Consider the following 18,712-nt stretch of genomic DNA (forward strand, 5'->3'; position numbering starts at 1 on the left):
ATGCCGGACGCGAAACAATCACCCCTGCCGCAAAAAAGTTCCGGATGTGACGGGGCCCGGTGCCGGATCCGCACAGCACCGGGCCCACACCAACGCCGCTCAGTTCGCTCAGGGTTCGTACGAGGCCGCTCCCGCCGTGCTCACCACCCTGTCCCCGTCGGCCCTGCTCAGCGGCCCGGCCGTCACCCACGCGTCCACCGTGGACCGTACCCGCGCCACCAGCGCCCCCTTGTTCCGGAAGGGCGCCCCGGCCCAGATCTCGTCCAGCAGCGTGGTGCCGTCGGCCTTCGCCGGGTTGGCGACGCCCGAGTCCCGGCCGCCGAAGACGACCTTCGGCTCCGCGCGCCGGAAGTACGCGTGCGTCGGATCCTCCGTCCCCTCGGAGAACGGTGCCCACTCGGTCCCGTCCAGGGTGAAGTGGAGCGGCTTGCCCGGCACCGGCGTGAGGGAGGCGGTCAGGTCGCCGGACAGACCGGCGTCGCGGTACAGCCCGACCTTCAGATACTCCGTCGCGGAGGCGCGGGCGACGAGGTTGACCGGGCCGTGGAACAGGGTCTGCAGGGACGGGTCGTCGAGGGCCTTCTCCACCCGCGTCCGGAACGGCAGGGTGACCCGGACGGTGTCGCCGGCCCGCCAGGTCCGGGACACGGCGAAGTAGCTCCCCGGCGCCGGAGTGCCCGGCACCGCACTCCCGTTGACGGTCACCCGGAACCCGGCGGTCGCCCAGGACGGCACGCGCAGCCGCAGCGTGAAGGAGGCCCGAGCGCCGCCGAAGGTGAGGGTGCTGCCCTGCTCCCTGGGGTAGCCGGTGGATTGCGTGACCGTCACGCCCTTCTCGGCCCAGGTCAGCGTGGACGGGCTGTACAGGTTGACGTACAAGGCGCTGCCGTCGGACTTCGCGAAGTACACCGAGTCCTGGTACTTCGTGGCGCTCTCCATGCCGGTGCCCTCGCAGCACGTCGTGCCCTGCTTGGGTGTGTAGTCCCGGACATGACCGGGCGTCAGCCCGATGAAGTACGTGACGAGCGGCTTCTCCGCGTCCGGCTTGTCCTGCTTGGAACCGAGCACCTGGTTGTACAGGGCGCGCTCGTAGTAGTCCATGTACTTCGGGTCCTGCGCGTGGAAGAACAGGGTCCGGCTCAGCTTGAGCATGTTGTACGCGCAGCAGGTCTCGGCGGTGGTCGCGCTCAGGGTGCCCGCGATCACGTCCCGGGCCTTCCAGAACTCCGCGGTGCTGGTGCCGCCGATGCCGTACATCCGGTGCGGAACGACCATGTCCCAGAAGTTCTTCGCCGAGGTGAGATAGCGCTCCTCGCCCGTCTCGTCGTACAGCCGGACGTACCCCGTGAAGATCGGGATGTGCTGGTTGGCGTGCAGCCCGTCGAGGATGTCGGTGTTCGCGGCGCACGCGTCGATCAGCCGGTCCAGGTCGAACAGCTTGGCCAGCGCGAGGTGTTCGGCCTTGCCGGTGATGCTGTGCAGATCGCAGATCGCCTCGACGATGCCGCCGAACTCGCCACTGGAGAAGATCCCCCACATGCGCTGGAGCGTGGACTCCGGCAGCTTGGACAGCCGGGAGTACATCCAGTCGCACATGCCGGACGCGAGGTCCAGGGCCCGGTCGTCGTCCGTGGCGGTGTACGCGTCGAGCAGACCCCTGAGGATCTTGTGCGCGGTGTAGTACGGCGCCCACACCTTGGTGTAGTCGGGAGAGGTCCTCGACTCCAGGTCGATGAACTGCGTCTCCGGGTACGCCGCGAGGAACCCGGGGTGGCTGGGCCCGCCCCAGGTGCGGCGCAGGGTGGCGGTCAGGCCGCGGCCGGAGGCGTCCGCGAAGGTCCCGCCGGCCGTCTCGTCGAAGGCGTACGACGCCAGGTCGCCCCGGCCCGTCGAGGCGTCGGCGGCCCGGCGGCCCTGCAACTCGGTGATCTCGGCGGCCGTCAGCGCGCGCGAGAAGACGTTGAACTCCTCGAAGGCGCCCGCGAAAACGGGGTCGGCGGAGTAGTTCGAACGGCCGAGCCAGTTGTTCTTCAGCGTGCCCAGAGCCGCCGGGGTGAGGCTCATGGCGGTGTTCCGGGCGACGGCGGCGCCGTTGACGTAGAGGGTGCCGGTGCCGCCCGCGATCGTCACCGCCAGATGGCTCCACTGGTTCCGCGGCAGCGGGGCCGTGCCGTCGAGGCTCTGCTCGCCGCCCGCTCCTGACGTGGTGACGGCGAAGCGCGGTACTCCGGCCTGGTTGCGGGCGGCCAGGTACAGATAGCGCGTGGTGTCGTTGCCGAAGTCGAAGACGCGGGTCCAGTTGGCGTCGTGCGTGGGCCGCACCCAGACGGAGAGAGTGACCGCCGAGGTTCCCCCGAGCGCGGCGGCCGGCAGATCCATGTACTGGTAGGAACCCCGTACCTGGTCCGCGGCGGTCCCGAACTTCCCGGCGACGCTCAGCACCGCCGGCTCTCGCCGCAGCGCCGCCCGCACCTCGGTCAGCGCCCCGACCATGGTGCCGATCCGGTCGGCGAACACCTGCTCCTTCGTACTCCGGTACGCCTGCGCCAGCATGGTCAGGAAGTGGCCGGTGTAGTGCCCGCGCAGGTTGCCGTTGGCCTCGCCGTCCAGGCCCTCCCAGCCGCCCGGGGCGACCGCGCCGCCCGTGGCGAGGCCGGCGTTGGCGCGGAACACCTGGAGCAGCCGGTGCACGTCGTAGCCGCGGGCGTGGTCCAGCATCAGCTTCCGCTTGTCGGCGAAGACGCCCCGGCCGAGGCTCACGTCCTCCAGCCCGAACGGCCGTACGGTCCAGGAGGCCGGGGTGCCGGCGGCGGCCGCGGGAGCCGCGACGGCCCGGCCCGTCGCCGCCTCGGAGAGCGCGGGTACGGCCGCGGCGAGGGTCGCTGCCTGGAGAAGGGTTCGTCTGGAGAGGGGCCGTGCCATGTGTGCTCCTCCACGGGGCCAACGGTTCCACGGACTCGACGTATTCGATATCTCGAACGCTGTACGAGTGATCGACCAGACCATAGGGAGGAGGCGGGGGAGCGTCAACGGGTCGGGAGAGGTGAGTTCAGGACAGGCCTGCCGAGCGGACCAGCCAGTCGAACGCCGTCTGTGCCGTGAACTCCTCCTGACCGCCCCGCAGGAGCAGACCGGCGGTGCCGAACTCCGGGGCGTCCGCCTGCGTCGGGACGTACGGGATCGCGATGCACCGCATCCCCGCCGCGTGCGCGGCCGCGGCGCCGGGGGCGGCGTCCTCCAGCACCACGCAGCCGGCCGGTTCCGCCCCGAGCCGGCGGGCCGCCTCGAGGAAGACATCGGGGGCGGGCTTGCCGTGCGCGACCTCGTCCGCCGAGACGACGGTCCGCAGGTAGGCGTCGAGGCCCGTGCCGCTCAGGACCGCCTCGATGGCCTCGGGTGAGGACCCCGAGGCCACCGCCATGGCCACGTCCTCGGCCGCCAACAGCTCGACGAACCGGCGCATTTCGGGGTAGGCGCGCGTGGAGCCGCGGGCGAGTTCGAGATAGCGGCGGTTCTTGACGGTGAACAGCTCCTCCACGGAAGCCCGCAGACCGTACCGCTCCCTCCAGTCCGCGACCGTCTCCTGCGTGCTGATGCCGACGTACCGTTCGTGGTCCGCCCAGCTGAAGTCGGGGACGCCGTGCTCGGCGAGGGTCTGCCGGCCCGCCTCGTAGTAGTTGGGCTCGCTGTCCACGAGCGTTCCGTCTAGATCGAAGATGACCGATACGCCGCCGAGATTGCTCATGGCGTCAGCATGTCAAAGGCCATGATCCAGGGATCGTGAGGGGGTCAGGACCGGGCCGCGCGGCCGATCGACTCCACCAGCGGCAGCAGCCGGTGGGAGACGCGCTCCCGCAGGGCGATCTCGGTACGGGTGCGGACGACCCCGGGCAGGCTGATCAGCTTCTGCACGACGTCCTCCAGGTGCGCGTTGTCCCGCGCCACGACCCGGGTCAGCAGATCCCCGCCGCCCGTGATGGAGAACGCCTCGACGATCTCCGGCACCGCCGCCAGCGCGTCGCCCACCTCGTCGAGATGGCCCTGGGTGACCTCGATGTGCACGAACGCGAGCACCGGATGGCCGAGCGCGGCGGGGGAGAGGTCCGGCGCCGTTCCGGTGATCACGCCGTCGCGCTCCAGACGGTCGAGCCGGGCCTGGAGCGTGCCCCGGGCGACGCCGAGGATACGGGCGTACTCGCGCACGCTCGTGCGCGGCTGCTCCAGCAGCAGCCGCAGGATGCGGGTGTCGAGCTCGTCCACGGGCATGCCGCGCCCTCCTCAGTCCTCTGCCGCGGCCGCCCTCCGACCGCTGGCGGCTGTACCAATGGCTCAGTCTAGAAGGAGCCGGTTGAGCCAGTGGCGTCCGGGACTCCCGTATGCAGGCGTCGATGGCGCTGCGGACCCCGACGCTTTTTCATGCTTTCCCATGCCGACGAGCGAAGGGGGCGATAAAGCGGTGCTGAAGAGGGTTTTCATGGCTGCGGATCCGGGGCGGACGCGGTTGCGGTTCGCCACGTGTGCCGTGCTCGGCATCGCGGTCGCGGTCGCCATGTGCGGCCTCGCCGGGGCACTCCCGCACGGGGGCCGTCGCCGGCGGTCTCGCGGCCCTGCTCGCCCTGTTCACCGTCACCGACGCCACGGTTCGCGGCCAGGCGGTCACCACCGCGCTGCTGCCCGTCGTCGGACTGCCCGTGCTCACCGCCGCGGCCGGACCGCACGACCACCCGGTGGCCCGCGACCTCACCTTCCTCGCCGTGGTCGGGCGGGCGTGTACGCGCGCCGCTGGGGCCCGCGCGGGCACAGCCTCGGCCGCGCTGCTCCTTCCTGCGCCGGACGCGAGGTGGCTTGTCAGTGCACCTGCTTAGGGTGGCCATTGACATGCGCGGAGATCATGACCTGCGCTCTGAGAAGGGGCATCGGCTGGAGTGACGGTATCCAGTGGTTGATAGGTCGCGATGACTGGACTTACAGCGTCATCTTCGCCCGCGGCGTCACTCCGGAGGAACTCGCGCTGCGCTTGGGGGCGCGCCCGGATCCGTTCCATCACCGATCACCGGCAGGGAGGCATGGGCCGTGGTCATGGATCACAGGACGGACGACGAGGTTCTGATACGCATCGGGGTAAGTGACGGGTGGTCCTTTGCCCTTGAGTACGGAGTCCCCACCGGGACGGAACGGCTGGCTGAGATCTCGCGGGGCGGGGTAGAGGCAGCCCACCTGGACCCTCAGCCGGACCACCCGCCGAAGCAGTTCGCATACGCCAAGGACGGGATGGACATCTGTTCCTTCGGCATCGGCGAAGAAGTCTGGCGATGGGGCCAGCAGCCGGACTTCCTGCTGGCCGAACTGGTACAGGCCGGGGTGCTCCACGCTGACGGCGAGTATGCGCGATCAGATGACGAGCCCTTCGGGGCCGCGGATCGCGCCACGCTGGCGATCTTGGAGACCCGGTTCGGCAATCCTGGTCGGAGTGGCCCCCGGCGCCCTCGCGGCGACGGAGGAGACGTTCGGCCCGACGCTGGCGGTCATCAAGGTCGCCGACACCGAGGAGGCCGTCGCTCACATCAACGCCGGCAGGTACGGACTGGGCAGCGCCGTCTTCAGCCGCGACCGCGGCGAAGCCATCGCCCGTCGCCTCCGCGTGGGAATGACCAGCATCAACCATGCCCTGGTGTTCTCCATGAACCCCGCGGTGCCCTTCGGTGGCCGCGGCGACAGCGGTTACGGGCGCAAGCAGGGGGAGGAAGGACTGCGGGAGTTCGCCTACGCGCACTCCTTCACCGCCAAGACCGGCCCCGCCCGGTTCTCGGCCTCGACCTTCGGCAGGCCCGCCGGGGCCATGGCGGGAGCCCTCGCCGGCGTCCGTAACAGGATCCTGGCCGAGAGCGGCGAGCGGACCGACTGAAGGGTGCCGGCGGATGTCCCGGGCCGAGCTCGGTCCGCCATCCGTCCGTCACGAGGCAGGCCGTCGACCGGCCCGGCGCCCGGGTTCGAGACGTTGTACCACCTCGGACCCGGGCCCCGGACGTCACGCTGATGTCCGGGCGCAGGGGAGAGCTGCTGCTTCTCTCATTGCCTGCTGCTCCGGCGGGCTTGCCGAGCTCGATCCTGATGCCTGGCCGTCGGTGGATCCGTAGGACGCGGGCTGCGGATGATCGTCGCAAGTGCAAAGGTGCTTGATGCAATGGAGCTTGCTTGATAGCAGCACATCGTGGCTTTGGCCGCGTCCCGCTGTGACGGCGTCCAGCGCGCGGGGGCGTACTACTCCGGCCGCTTCGTCTGGCCCGAGCGGCTGCCGGGCGCGTGCGGCAGGCCGGTCTCCACCTCCCGGATGTGCGGCAGCCATGCCAGGGCCCTCTGTCCGGGAGCGCTGGTGTTTCGTTGGGGTGCACCGAGCCGCGCGACCGGAGGCCCGAGGTCGAGTCTCCGGCCGGGCGGCAGAGGCGGCGAGATCCTTACGGCTCCGTGGCCTTCACCGGGACGGCGTTAGTGACCTTCACCGGGTCGGTGTCGGGCGCGCTGTGGCGTTCGGCCCAGTTCTCCAGGGCCGTGCGACAGGCGTGGTCGAGGTGGTACAGCCTGGACAGGTCCACCTCGATCGGCCGGTCTTGCGGAAGGGACTCCAGGCTGTCGAGTATCTTCGGCAGCCGCAGGAACGTCGCGTTGCCCGACAGGTACACCTGGATCGGCCCGGCGCCCTTGTCTATGACCTCTGTCTTCAGGTGCGATGCTTCCCAGGCGGTCTTGATCACCGCCAGGGCCAGACCGATGAGCACCCCTTCGAACATGTTCACCGCGACGATCGAGACGGCTGTGACCACGAGGATCAGCGCCTCGCCCTTGTGGCTCCGCCACAGCGCCGCGATCTGGCGGAACGGGATCAGCTTCCAGCCCGCGTGCACGAGGATGCCGGCGAGCGCGGGCAGCGGGATCAGCGCCAGCGCGGAGGGCAACGCGGCGGCGAACAGCAGCAGCCACACGCCGTGCAGCACCCGTGATGCCTTGGTCTTCGCGCCGGCGTTGACGTTGGCGGAGCTGCGCACGATCACTGCTGTCATCGGCAGCGCGCCGAGCAGACCGCAGACCGTGTTGCCTGCACCCTGGGCGATCATCTCCTTGTCGTACTGAGTGCGCGGACCGTCGTGCAGCCGGTCCACCGCCGCCGCGCTGAACAGTGACTCGGCCGAGGCGATCAGCGCGAACGCGATGATCGTGCCCCAGATGGCCGGGCCGGCGAGCTCCCCGAGGGCGTCGGCGCCCGGCGGCTGGATGACGTCGACCAGCCCCTCCACCTCGACCGTTGCGACGGGCAGGCTGAAGGCGAGCGAGACAACCGTGGCCAGCATCACCGCCGCGAGGGCTCCGGGCACGGCCTGCGCCTTCTTCGGCAACTTCTTCCACAGCACGATGACGGCGATGGTGCCCGCGCCGATCGCGAGTGAGGCGAGTGCCTCGGTGCTGCCGAGGGCGTCGGCGAACGCTCCTGGCAGGCCCGCGATCTTGCCGATGCCGGTCTCCGGGGCCTTCAAGCCCGCAGCCGCGTATACCTGGCCGGCGATGATCACCAGACCGATGCCGCAGAGCATGCCCTCCACGACGGCGACGGATATCGCCCGGAACCAGCGGCCGATCGCGAAGAAGCCCATGGCGAGTTGGAGCAGACCGGCCATCAGCACGATCACGCCGAGCGTGGCCACACCGAACTCGCTCACCGCCTCGAAGACCAGCACGGTCAGGCCCGCCGCCGGGCCGGACACCTGAAGGCTGCTGCCGGGCAGAAAGCCGGTGACCAGGCCGCCGACGATGCCGGTGATCAGGCCCAGCTCCGCGGGGACACCGGAGGCGACCGCCACGCCGACGCACAGTGGCACGGCGACCAGGAAGACAACGATGGAAGCGGCGAAGTCCTGCCTGAGGTGAGGGAACTTCGACAGCACAGTCAGCCCCCTCACAGCGCCTCGAACGTGTCGGTTGCCGCGCGGTGTTCGCGCACGGCCCCCGTGTGCACCTCGTAGTACCAGCCGTGCAGCCGGATGTGGCCCGACTCCAGGCGCTGCTCGGCGTACTCGACGGTGGCTGCCTCACTGGTGGGGTACTCGGAGGCGTACGGCGGGACGATGTTGCCCGCGGTGCGCAGCTCGAAGAGCTCGCCGGGGCGGGCGCCGGTGATCAGTGCCGGTACGACCCGGGAGTCGGCGCAGGCGATGAACAGGACCTCGGGCGACTGGCCTTCGGCGAGGCCGGCGAACTCCTCAGGGCGCTGTCCAAACGCGCGGGCGTTGTCGATGAGGGGTTGCATGGTGTGGGGACTCCTCCTGGCGCGCCGCACTGGCGCGTCGGACTGACAGGACAGGTGGGGGGACTGCTCTGCTGCTCAGCAGCGGAATCTGAAGTGCCGCCGGGGAGTGGGTCGTCGAGGCTCTCGACATGCGGTGGAGCGGTACGGGGTGTGCCCGGCTCGCGCGCCATCGAGGCCCCTGCCTCAGGTGTGGAGGGTCGGGTGCCTCGGGTGCACAGCCGGCGGCGGTGCGGCGCCGGTCGCGGGTGCGCAGGGGACCGGTCGGGTCCCCTTGGTGCGCCGTGTCCCGGCAGGTGACGATCTCATCGCGCAGCGCCCTCCCGCTGGGCTTGATTCCGGGCTGGCCTGTGGCCACGGCGTGACGGGCTGCGTGCGCTGATGCGAAGGATGCGGTGGATGCGAAGACCTGGAGGCCGAGCAGGACGGCGGCGAGGATCGACGCCATGGTCCGGACCGTCGGATCTCGAACATGACCCTCCCTACAGGAAGTTCGCCGTCTCTAGAACATGCCAAATATTGGTCAATGGTCAGGCAAGAAACACAATAACCCTGCAAAATCATTTGCAGGGTTAACTCAACGGTGCGAGACCTGAAGAGAGCCTGAAAGTGTGTCGTGGGTGGCGAGAACCGGGCCCTCGCTGTGCTGGAGTCCGCCGCCCGAAGGTCAGTCGCCAAGCCAACGAACCGCTGGGTGCCCCCGGTCGGCGCCGTGAGGCGAGAGACTGCCCAGATGTTCTTCCTGGGGTAGCCGCCCTTCCGGTCCCAGAAGACGATCAGCCGAAGCAGCGCCGACTGGTCCGGCGCCGTCTGGGCTCCCAACCCGCCCTACCAGCCGCATCGGGGCAGTTCGAGGGGCGCCCCTGACATCCGGGGCTAGCCTGACGGGCGCTGCTCGCTCAATGGTGAGGACAGTAAGTGCCCACTCTGATCTGGCGGGCAGGAGCGGGCGCCTCTTCTCCCGACCGGCCGTGGTCGGACCTCAGTGGGGGATGCGGTCGGTGGATCGGTCCGGTGGCCTGGGACAGGGGTAGCCCCGTCCCCCGGTGGGTGCTGGCGATGATCTCCGCGGTGATGGAGATGGCCGTCTCCTCGGGGGTACGGGCCCCGAGGTCGAGGCCGATCGGGGAGTACAGGCGGGGCAACTGGTCCTCGGTCACGTCGGCTTCGCGCAGGAGGCGCAGGCGTTCGTGGTGGGTGCGGCGGGAGCCCATCGCACCGACGTAGCCGACGGACAGGTCGAGGGCCAGGCGCAGCAGGGGGATGTCGAACTTGGCGTCGTGGGTGAGGACGCAGACCGCGGTGCGCGTGTCCACCTCTGTGCGTTTCAGGTAACGGTGGGGCCAGTCGACGACGACCTCGTCCGCGTGCGGGAAACGTGCGCTCGTGGCGAAGACGGGGCGGGCATCGCACACGGTGACCCGGTAGCCCAGGAAGGCGCCGGCCTGGCTGAGAGCGGCGGCGAAGTCGACGGCGCCGAAGATCAGCATGCGGGGGCGGGACGCGTGGACGTGGACGAGGACGGTCATCGGTTCGGGGCAGCCGTCCCCGTTCCCGCCGACCGTGACCACGGTGGTGCGCCCGGTCCGTAGCAGGCCCCGCGCCTCCTCGGCCACCAGCTTGTCCGCCGGCCCGCCGTCCAGGGTGCCGTGGGTGACGCTGTCGTCGGAGAGGACACTCAGGGTGGAGCCGATGAGGTCGCGCGGGCCGGCCACCATCTGGGCCACGGCGGTGGGCCGGCCCTGGACGACGTCGGTGAGGGCGGCGGCGAGGTGGGGCTGGAGGGCGGGATCGATGCGCTGGACGAGGACGTCGAGTTCGCCGCCGCAGGTCAGTCCTACGGCGAAGGCGTCATCGTCGGAGTACCCGAACCAGGCCCGCTGGGGCGCGCCCCGGTCGCTGAGCACCTGTCGGCACAGGTCGTAGACCGCGCCCTCGACACAGCCACCGGAGATGCTGCCGACCGCGTTGCCGCTCTCGTTCACCGCGACCGACGTACCCACCGGCAGCGGCGCGCTGCCGGTGACGTCGACGACGGTGGCCAGGGCGAAGGGGCGTGCCTCGCGGCACCAGCGGTGCAGTGTGTCCGCGATGTTCAGCATGAACGGGTCCTTCGGGCAAAGAGTGAGGGGGCCGCCACCGCGCTGTGGGGGGAGCGTCATCACGCGGCGGCGGCCCTGGAATGTCCGGCAGCCGGACGCGGGGATCGGCTACCGGACGAGGGAGTGCCCGGGCCGCTGGGCCGCTTCGCAGGGCCCGGGCACTCGGTCAGAGCAACGCCTCGGCGGTGATGGGCAGTTCACGGACCCGTCGGCCCGTGGCGTTGAAGACCGCGTTGCCGATCGCGGCCGCCACACCCACCTGGACGACCTCGCCGAGCCCCTTCACGCCCAAGGCGTTGCCCGCGTTGTCCTCGCCGTCCAGGTAGATCGCCCGGACCTCGGGGACGTCGGCGTTGACGGGGACGAGGTAGTCGGCGAGATTGGCGTTGACGATCCGGCCGTCGCGGTGGTCGGTGACCGTGTGTTCCAGCAGGGCCGTGCCGATGCCGCCCACGATGCCGCCGATCGCCTGGCTCTCGGCGAGCTTGGGGCTGATGATGCGGCCCGCGTCGTACACCCCGAGCATGCGCCGGACTCGCACCAGCCCCAGCGTCGCGTCCACCGCGACCTCGGCGAAGGTGGCGTTGTAGGCGTTGTAGGAGTTCCGTTCGGGAGTGGGCGGCCCGGCATAGTTGCCGCGTGCTTCCATGTGGGAGCGGTTGTGGCGGGCCAAGAGGCTGCGGTACGTCTCTCCGCGCGCCGGGGTGCCACGCACGTGCAGCCGCCCGTTGCGCACGACGACGTCGCCGGCCGGCACTCCGTGCAGAGGCGACTCCTCGTCCCCGACGGCCAGTCTGATTGCCTGCTGTCGCACCTTGTCGCAGGCGTCGACGACGGCGGAGCCGACGCTGGCCATGGTCGACGAGCCGCCGTGCGGGCCGGTCTGCGGATACAGGGAGTCACCGAGCCTGAAGGTCACCGTGCGCATGGTCAGCCCGAGCGCGTCCGCGGCCACCTGGGTCTGGGAGGTGTAGGTGCCCGGCCCCATGTCAGTGGCGGCCGCCTCGACCACAGCGGTGCCGTCGGCATGGAGGCGGGCCCGGGCCTGCGCGGGGAAACGCCCGGGGTCGTAGACGCCGGCCGCCATCCCCAGGCCGACCAGCCAGTCCCCGTCACGGGTCGAACGGGGCCTGGGATTACGGCGATCCCAGCCGAACTCACGGGCGCCGACCGTGTAGCACTCACGCAGCCGCCGGGTGGAGAACGGCAGGTTCTTCGCCTCGTCCTCGGACGGTTCGTTGCGTCGGCGCAGCTCGATCGGGTCGACGCCGAGCTTGTGGGCGAGCTCGTCCATCGCCGACTCGATGACGAACGAGGCCGACGCGAAGCCGGGGCCGCGCATCCAGATCGGCGTGTTCACATCCAGCGGCACCGTCCGGTAGCTCTGGCTGACGTGGGGCATGCTGTAGAGCATCTGCCCGGGCGCCATGACCCCTTCGGTGAACGTCTCGTACGACGAGGTCTCCGCGTCGATGTCGTGGGTCGCGGCGGTCAGCCGGCCGCGCCGGTCGCTCCCCAGTCGCAGCCGGTACTCGTAGGTGGGCCGGAAACCGGTGCCGAAGTACATCTGCCGACGGCTGAGCACCAGCTTGACCGGCCGCTTCGTCTCCCGCGCGGCCACAGCGGCGACGATCGTGTGCGGCCAGCAGCGCAGCCCACTGCCGAAGCCGCCCCCGACAAACGGGTTGATCACCCGCACCGCATCCGCGGGCAGGTCGAACACGGCGGCGATCTCGTCGCGGGTGCCCATCACCCACTGCGTCTTGTCCCACACGGTGACCTTGTTGCCGTCCCAGCGGGCGATGGTGGCGTGCGGCTCCATCGGGTTGTGGTGGTTGCGCGCCAACCGGTACGTCAGGTCCAGGCGCACGGCCGAGGAGGCCAGCCCGGCGTCCGCGTCGCCGCGTGCGTAGTTCGTCGGCTTGTCCGGCTTGGCCTCGTGAAGGTCGGTCGAGGGCTGCTCGGCGTCGTACTCGACCCTGACCAGACTCGCGCCGTGCTGGGCGGCCTCCAGGGTCGTGGCGACGACGACGGCGACGGGCTGGCCGTGGAAGAGCACCCGGTCGTCCTGGAACACCCGCAGCCTGCGCCCGGGCAGATTGTTCGAGCCGGAGTTGTCGCGGTACGGCAGCTTCGGCGCGTTGCGGTGGCTGATCACCCGCAGCACGCCCGGGTGCTTCTCGGCGACACCGGTGTCGAGGGAAGTGATGCGGCCGCGGCCGATGCTCGCGTCGACGATGACCGCGTGCACCACCCCGTCGACGTCGAACTCGGCGGCGTACCGCGCCTTGCCCGTGACCTTCAGTCGCCCATCCACCCGGGACAGCGGCGCACCCACGGCAGCCTGCGGCTGGGGACTCACTTCATACCTCCTACGACGCGCAGCTGGCGTTCCACGGTCCGCTGCAGAAGCTCGACCTTGAACCGGTTGTGCTGAAGGGGGCGGGCCTCGTCGGCCGCGTGCCGGGCGGCCTCGGCCCACAGGCGGTCCGAGGGGCGCTCCCCGATGAGGGCCTGCTCGACGGCGGGCAGCTTCCACGGCACCGTGCCCACCCCTCCGGCGGCGACTTGCGCCTCGCGAACCACCCCGCCGCGCATGTGCAGGGCGACGGCCGCCGAGGTCAGGGCGAACTCGTAGGACTGGCGGTCGCGCACTTTCAGGTAGCCGGACCTGAGTGGGCGCGGCAGCGGCGGAATCTCCACCGTGGTAATCAACTCACCCTGCTTGAGGGCATGTTCGCGGTTCGGGGTGTCGCCGGGCTTGAGAAGGAAGTCCGAGAAGGGGACACGGCGTTCCCCGTCCGGGCCCAGCAGGTGCACGCTCGCCTCCAGCGCCGCGAAGGCCACAGCGACATCGGAGGGATGGGTGGCCACGCAGGCGTCGGAGGCGCCGAGGATGGCGTGCGTGCGATTGTGGCCGTGCAACGCCGCGCACCCCGAGCCGGGCTCGCGCTTGTTGCAATCGGCGGTCACGTCACGGAAGTACGTGCACCGCGTGCGCTGCATGATGTTGCCGCCGATGGTGGCCATGTTCCGCAGCTGGGCGGAAGCGCTCAATTCCAGCGCTTGGGAGATGACGGGGTACAGCGAGCGCACCTTGGGGTGGGCGGCTGCCTCGGCCATCCGCACCAGGGCGCCGACGAGCAAGCCACCGCGCTCGGTGACCCTGATGTCCCGCAGCGGCAGGGCGGCGATGTCGACCAGGGTCCCGGGGCGCTCGACGGTCTCCCGCATCAGGTCGACGAGGGTGGTGCCGCCGGCGATGTAACGCCCGCCGGAGCGGCCCGCGTTGAGGGCTTCGCGGGTGTTCGCGGCCTTCGTGAAGGAGAAGGGGTACATCTGGCCTCACTTCCGGCCGGCGGTCTGCTCGACCGCCCGCACGATTTTCACGTAGCAACCGCAGCGGCAGATGTTGCCGCTCATCCACTCCCGGATCTCCTCCGGCGAGCTGGTGTGCCCCTCCTTGATGCAGCCCGCCCCCGACATGATCTGGCCCGGCGTGCAGTAGCCGCACTGGAAGGCGTCCTGGTCGATGAACGCCTGCTGCAACGGGTGGAGTTGGTCGCCGTCGGCCAAGCCCTCGATGGTGGTGACCTCGGCACCCTCCAGTCGAACCGCCAACGTCAGGCATGAGTTCACCCGCTGCCCGTCGACGAGAACCGTGCACGCCCCGCAGGCACCGGCGTTGCAGCCTTTCTTGGAGCCGGTCAGCTCGAAGTGCTCGCGCAGCAGATCCAGTAGCGAGGTGCGGTTGTCGACCGTCACCGTCCGGCGGCTGCCGTTCACGGTGAGGGACACACGGCTGGAGGGCGACGTGTCGACGGCGGCCGCCTCCTCCGGATCGACAAGGTAGGTTCCCCCGATCACACCGCCGGCGACGACGGCACCGCCGACCGCGCCAGTGGTGGCAATGAAGGTGCGCCGACTGGGGGCCGGCGAGGACTCGCCAGCGCCGGCGGGGGGCGGAACGGCAGACTCGGGGACTTCAGGGGACATGGGTAAGCCTTCGCATCGCGGACGGATCACGCCGCGCACAGCGGCACGGCAGGAGGCGGGACCGTCGTCGCCGCAGGACCTGGACGACCGTGCGGATCACAACCGCGGCCGGTCATGCCGGCAGTCTGGCATCACCAGTGACACCCGTGGCAGGGAGACTTTTCTCCCCCCATGCTTTCCTTCGCCAAGGCCGATCGCCTCCCTCGCCCTCGCCCCACGGACCCTCACCCTGCCCCAGCCCCGAAAGACCGCACCACACAAACACAGAGCCCCCGTCAGCACACCGCCGAGGTCTCATGAACGATCGAGGCTGAAGAACTCATGGACGCGGGAGACGAACCATTCGGGTTGTGCCAGGTGTGGATAGTGCGTGCGCTTCGGTGCCTGCTCGGCCACGGCGGCGGGGATACGGTCGGCGAGCCAGTCGGCGTAGTCACCACCGGGGTCCGTTCCATGCAACGACAGGTACGGGACATCAGGCGGGAGACTCGTCATCCGTCGAGACCACGCTGCCAGGGTGTCAGCGTCCCAATCAAGCAACGGGGTCCAAAAACCGCTGAACCCGTCCTGGTCGAGGGTGCGGCGGCGCTCGATGTCGGCCACGAGCACAGGGTCCAGCTCACCGTACAGCGAGGCGAAAACCGTACGAACGAAGTCCGCGAAGCCCTCTCCCCGCACAGCGATGGCTATCTCCGCAGGCAGCGGGACCGACCCGCAGCTGTCAGCCGACGGCATGGGCAAGATCAATGGGGGGTGGGTAAGCCCGCGTGGTCGGGAGAATCAGACCCTCCTGATGAATATCAGGCCAAGCAGGCGTCTCCTCTCGTGCCCGATACAGGAACCGATGGCACTGTTCGACCTCCTGCCGCAGTGCCGCGCTGCGCAGGGCCATGTCCCGCATCAGCTAGGTCGCCGTGAGATCGCAGAGGGGCATGACGCGTGGCTGACAGAGGCCGGTGGAGTAGGCCGGATGCTCGCCAGGGCTTGGGTGAAGTCTGATCCATTGGCCTCCCATCGGTCGGCATCGAGACTGATTGGCTATGCCATTGGCACAGTGAATGGCGCGACAGTTGAGCCAGTGGGCCCAGAGGTGGTTATCTTTGTCCTATCCATGTACTTGCGGCGCCGTGTAGCGCCGGACGGCGACGAGGCCGGGTCCGGACCGCGGTGCCTTCGTCGTGTCTGCTTGTTGTCCGCCACCCGGGACGACCGTGGGCAGGACGCGTACCACCACAAGGGGGGGCGGCGCACCGCCGTGAAGAGGATGTTCGTGGCTCCGGACCCGGGGCGCTTGAGGCTGCGCAATGCGACCCGCGCTGTCATCGGTGTCGCCGCCGCCGTCGCCGTCTCCGAACTCTGCGGGCTATCGCTCACCGCATCGATCACCGGAGGGCTCGCGGCACTGCTCGCCCTCTTCACGGTCACCGATGCGACCGTCCGTGACCAGCGGATCACCACCGCCCTGCTTCCCATCGCGGGATTCCCGGTGCTGGCGTTTGCCACCACACTGCACGGCATCACCCCGGCCCGTGACGCCGCGTTCCTGGCCGTCGTCTTCTGCGGGGTCTATGCCCGCCGCTGGGGCCCGCGGGGCCACGCGCTCGGGATCTTCGCGTTCATGAACTTCTTCATCACGCAGTTCCTGCATGCGGTTCCCGCTCAGCTGCCCGAGCTGTACACCGCTGTGGGCCTGGCCCTCTTCACGGCCGGTGCCACGCGCTTCGTGCTCTGGCCCATCGAGCGTCACACCCCACCCGCGGCAGCCCCGCCGGCCTTGCCCGGCAGCGGGTTGGCGCGGCCCACCACCCGGCAAGCCTTCCAGGCCACTGCTGCCTCGGCTCTCGCGCTTCTGGCCGGGCAGCTGCTCTCCGAAGAGCGCTGGTACTGGGCCGTCGGTACTGTTTGGTGGATCTTCGTCAACACGGCTTCTCGCGGCGAAACCCTGGTCCGCGGTTTCCGCCGGGTCTTCGGAACTGTGATCGGTATCGTCGTCGGCCTGCTGGTCGCCGTCCCGCTGCATGGCGCGCCCGCGCCGACAGCCGCGCTGGTTGCCCTCTGTGTCTTCGGCATCTTCTACACCGCCGCCGTCTCGTATTCCTGGATGATGCTGGCAGTGACGGTCATGGTCAGCTTGCTCTACGGCCTGCTGGGCGTGCTGGACCCGAGCCTGCTCGGGCTCCGTCTGGCAGAGACCGGTGTGGGCGCGCTGTGTGCCGCGCTGGCCGTGGTCTTCGTCCTGCCGGTCACCACGCACGCCACCAACGACGCCTGGATCCGGCGGGCACTGCAGTGCGTCCACGCGGCCACCGCCGAAGCGACCGCTCGCCTCGCTGGAGACCCTGAGGGCGACCCTGCCCCGCACGCCGCCGAGCTGGAACTGCTGCTCGGCCGGGTACGGATGGCACTGGCTCCATTGATGCACCCCCTGAATCCCTTCCGCGCTCGGAAAGCCCGTGCCCGCCAGGTCATTGAGCTGCTCGACGACTGCGCTCGCGAAGTGCGGGGCCTGGTCTCCGTCGCCGCTGATCCTGTCGCGTCGCACGACGCCCGTCTGGCAGCTGCCTGCTGGCGCGTCGAGGCAGCGGTCAAAGCTCTCACGGCCAGCGACCTGGGGCGCAGGGGCGTGGCCTCCGCCAGCGGCGAGATACCTCAGCAGGACGAGACAGAGTCGGCCCTCGTGCATCTGCGTGGCCTGGAGAAGGCTCTGTCGGACCTGGCGATGCCGCTTGGGTCGGCTCCGCGTCCCTGACCGGGGATCGCGTGCGATGCCTGGCCGCTGTCCTGCGCGGCAGCTGCTCGCCCGGGTACGACTCTCGGCCGCCCCGCTGGTGCACCCGCTGAACCCGATGCCCGGCCGCAAGCGGCGGGCCCGGCATGAGTCGCCCTTCTCGACGACTGTGCCCGGGAAGCCCGCGGCCTGGTCGCCGTCGCCGCCGACCCGGAGGCCTTCCACGACGCCCGCCTGGCCACCGCCTGCCGGCGCGTGGAAGCCGCGGTCCAGGCGCTCACCGAGGGCGGTGACATCCTGGTCCAGGCGGACGGGCCGTCCGCGACGGAACCGGTCCTTGCCCACCTGCACGGCCTGGAACGGGCCCTTGCGGAACTCGCCCGGCCGCTGCGGACGCCGTCGGGCTCGCCGTCGCTGAGCGATGAGCCGCCCCCCTTGACCCTTTGGTCTAGACCGCGAATGATCGACCGCGCGGTCATTCCGGACGGCTCAGGGACGAAAGGGCACAGCGATGGCGGACGGCAGCAGGCGGCGGGCGTTCATCGGGTCGTTCACGGCGGCCGGCGGCCCCGGCGTCGTGACGGCGGTCGTCGACGCCGACAGCGGCGCGCTGACCTTCCTGAGCGGCGTGAACATCGTCCCCGACCCGGCCTACCTTGCCCTCTCGTCCGACGGGGAGACGCTGTACGCGGTCAGTGAGACGGCCGCGGGGGCGGTGGCCGCGTACCGGGTGAGTGGGGACAAGCCCGAGCCGTTCGGGCCGCCCGTGCCGGTCGGCGGCAGCGGGCCGACCCACCTCAGCCTGTTCGCCGGACACGTGCTGACCGCCAACTACGGCTCGGGCAGCGTCAGCGCCGTTCCCGTCCGCCCCGACGGCACCCTCGCGCGGTCCGCCTCCGGCGTGCTCCAGCACACCGGCGGGGGCCCGCACACCCCGCGCCAGCACGGGCCACACGCCCACCAGGTGCAGCCCGACCCGAGCGGGCGCTGGGCCGTCAGCGTCGACCTGGGCACCGACTCGGTGCGGGTGTGCACGCTGACGGACGGCACCCCGGCCCTGCACCGGGAGACCGCCCTGCGGCCCGGCTCGGGGCCGCGCCACCTGGCCTTCCATCCCGACGGATCGTACGCGTACGTCGTCAACGAACTCAGCCCCTCCGTCACCGTCTGCCGCTGGGACGCGGTGGAAGGCGTACTGACACCGCTCACGGAGACCCCGGTCCTGCCGGGCGCACCAGTGCGCGACGCCTACCCCTCGGGGATCGTCACCTCGCCCGACGGCCGCTTCGTATGGACCGCCACCCGCGGCGAGGACGTCCTCTCCGTGCTCGCCGTCGAGGGGGAGGACCTGCACCTGGTCACTACGGTCCCCTGCGGCGGCCACTGGCCACGTGCCCTGACCGCGTCCGGCGGCTTCCTGTACGTGGCCAACGAACGCTCCGGCGACGTGACCTGGTTCGCGGCCGACCCGCGCACGGGCATCCCGAGGCGAGAGGGAGCTATCAGGGTGGCGGCGGCATCATGCGTGGTCATTGGCTGAGCCGTGGGGCGCGGGGCTGTGCTGATATGCGGCTCTGCCGCGTGCGCGCG

Annotated in this window: 13 protein-coding genes and 2 pseudogenes; 5 read left to right on the forward strand and 10 right to left on the reverse strand. The window is 70.3% G+C overall.

The genetic code is table 11. The features are described from left to right. Positions 1-108: 108 nt before the first annotated feature. The 3 genes from OG542_RS36005 to OG542_RS36015 all read right to left on the reverse strand — a co-directional run bounded on the left by OG542_RS36005 (position 109) and on the right by OG542_RS36015 (position 4,266). Positions 109-2,922, reverse strand: coding sequence for a beta-L-arabinofuranosidase domain-containing protein (locus OG542_RS36005; RefSeq protein WP_328416440.1), 2,814 nt, complete (start codon positions 2,920-2,922; stop codon positions 109-111). Positions 2,923-3,049: 127 nt separating this feature from the next. Continuing rightward, the gene (locus OG542_RS36010; RefSeq protein WP_328416442.1) at positions 3,050-3,745 is read right to left on the reverse strand and encodes an HAD family hydrolase; all 696 of its coding nucleotides are present in this window, start codon (positions 3,743-3,745) and stop codon (positions 3,050-3,052) included. A 44-nt stretch (positions 3,746-3,789) separates the two neighbouring features. Next, a complete protein-coding gene (locus OG542_RS36015) occupies positions 3,790-4,266 on the reverse strand; it encodes an Lrp/AsnC family transcriptional regulator (RefSeq protein WP_328336874.1) in 477 nt (158 codons plus the stop codon). A gap of 190 nt (positions 4,267-4,456) precedes the next feature. Between OG542_RS36015 and OG542_RS36020 the strand changes: the two are divergent. Continuing rightward, a pseudogene (locus tag OG542_RS36020) lies at positions 4,457-4,810 on the forward strand (FUSC family protein); the annotation flags it as partial. A 585-nt stretch (positions 4,811-5,395) separates the two neighbouring features. After that, complete coding sequence (locus OG542_RS36025) at positions 5,396-5,905, forward strand: aldehyde dehydrogenase family protein (RefSeq protein WP_328416444.1); 510 nt, start codon at positions 5,396-5,398, stop codon at positions 5,903-5,905. Positions 5,906-6,455: 550 nt separating this feature from the next. On the opposite strand, the gene OG542_RS36030 is transcribed toward OG542_RS36025, so the two are convergent. The 7 genes from OG542_RS36030 to OG542_RS36060 all read right to left on the reverse strand — a co-directional run bounded on the left by OG542_RS36030 (position 6,456) and on the right by OG542_RS36060 (position 14,997). Continuing rightward, positions 6,456-7,937, reverse strand: coding sequence for a SulP family inorganic anion transporter (locus OG542_RS36030; protein WP_311129933.1), 1,482 nt, complete (start codon positions 7,935-7,937; stop codon positions 6,456-6,458). Positions 7,938-7,948: 11 nt separating this feature from the next. After that, the gene (locus tag OG542_RS36035) at positions 7,949-8,299 is read right to left on the reverse strand and encodes a carbonic anhydrase (protein ID WP_328416448.1); all 351 of its coding nucleotides are present in this window, start codon (positions 8,297-8,299) and stop codon (positions 7,949-7,951) included. Between the two features lie 896 nt (positions 8,300-9,195). Further along, the gene (locus tag OG542_RS36040; protein WP_328416450.1) at positions 9,196-10,398 is read right to left on the reverse strand and encodes an XdhC family protein; all 1,203 of its coding nucleotides are present in this window, start codon (positions 10,396-10,398) and stop codon (positions 9,196-9,198) included. A gap of 166 nt (positions 10,399-10,564) precedes the next feature. Next, a complete protein-coding gene (locus OG542_RS36045; RefSeq protein WP_328416452.1) occupies positions 10,565-12,760 on the reverse strand; it encodes a xanthine dehydrogenase family protein molybdopterin-binding subunit in 2,196 nt (731 codons plus the stop codon). After that, positions 12,757-13,737, reverse strand: a complete 981-nt coding sequence (locus OG542_RS36050; protein WP_328416454.1) for an FAD binding domain-containing protein — start codon at positions 13,735-13,737, stop codon at positions 12,757-12,759. The genes OG542_RS36045 and OG542_RS36050 overlap by 4 nt, the downstream gene beginning before the upstream one ends. A 6-nt stretch (positions 13,738-13,743) precedes the next feature. Beyond that, entirely contained in the window at positions 13,744-14,394 is a 651-nt protein-coding gene (locus OG542_RS36055; protein WP_328418243.1) for a (2Fe-2S)-binding protein, read from the reverse strand. Positions 14,395-14,688: 294 nt separating this feature from the next. Further along, complete coding sequence (locus tag OG542_RS36060) at positions 14,689-14,997, reverse strand: alpha/beta fold hydrolase (protein ID WP_328416456.1); 309 nt, start codon at positions 14,995-14,997, stop codon at positions 14,689-14,691. 661 nt (positions 14,998-15,658) lie between these two features. Here OG542_RS36060 and OG542_RS36065 point away from each other — a divergent pair. From OG542_RS36065 to OG542_RS36075, 3 genes and pseudogenes are all read left to right on the forward strand, one after another. Beyond that, positions 15,659-17,143, forward strand: a complete 1,485-nt coding sequence (locus OG542_RS36065; protein WP_328416458.1) for an FUSC family protein — start codon at positions 15,659-15,661, stop codon at positions 17,141-17,143. A 37-nt stretch (positions 17,144-17,180) separates the two neighbouring features. Next, positions 17,181-17,533: pseudogene (locus OG542_RS36070) on the forward strand (FUSC family protein); the annotation flags it as partial. Positions 17,534-17,633: 100 nt separating this feature from the next. After that, on the forward strand, positions 17,634-18,662 hold the full coding sequence (locus tag OG542_RS36075) for a lactonase family protein (protein WP_328416460.1): 1,029 nt from the start codon (positions 17,634-17,636) through the stop codon (positions 18,660-18,662). The last annotated feature ends 50 nt before the right edge of the window (positions 18,663-18,712 follow it).

This window comes from Streptomyces violaceus (assembly GCF_036014075.1).
Classification (GTDB): Bacteria; Actinomycetota; Actinomycetes; order Streptomycetales; family Streptomycetaceae; genus Streptomyces; species Streptomyces violaceus.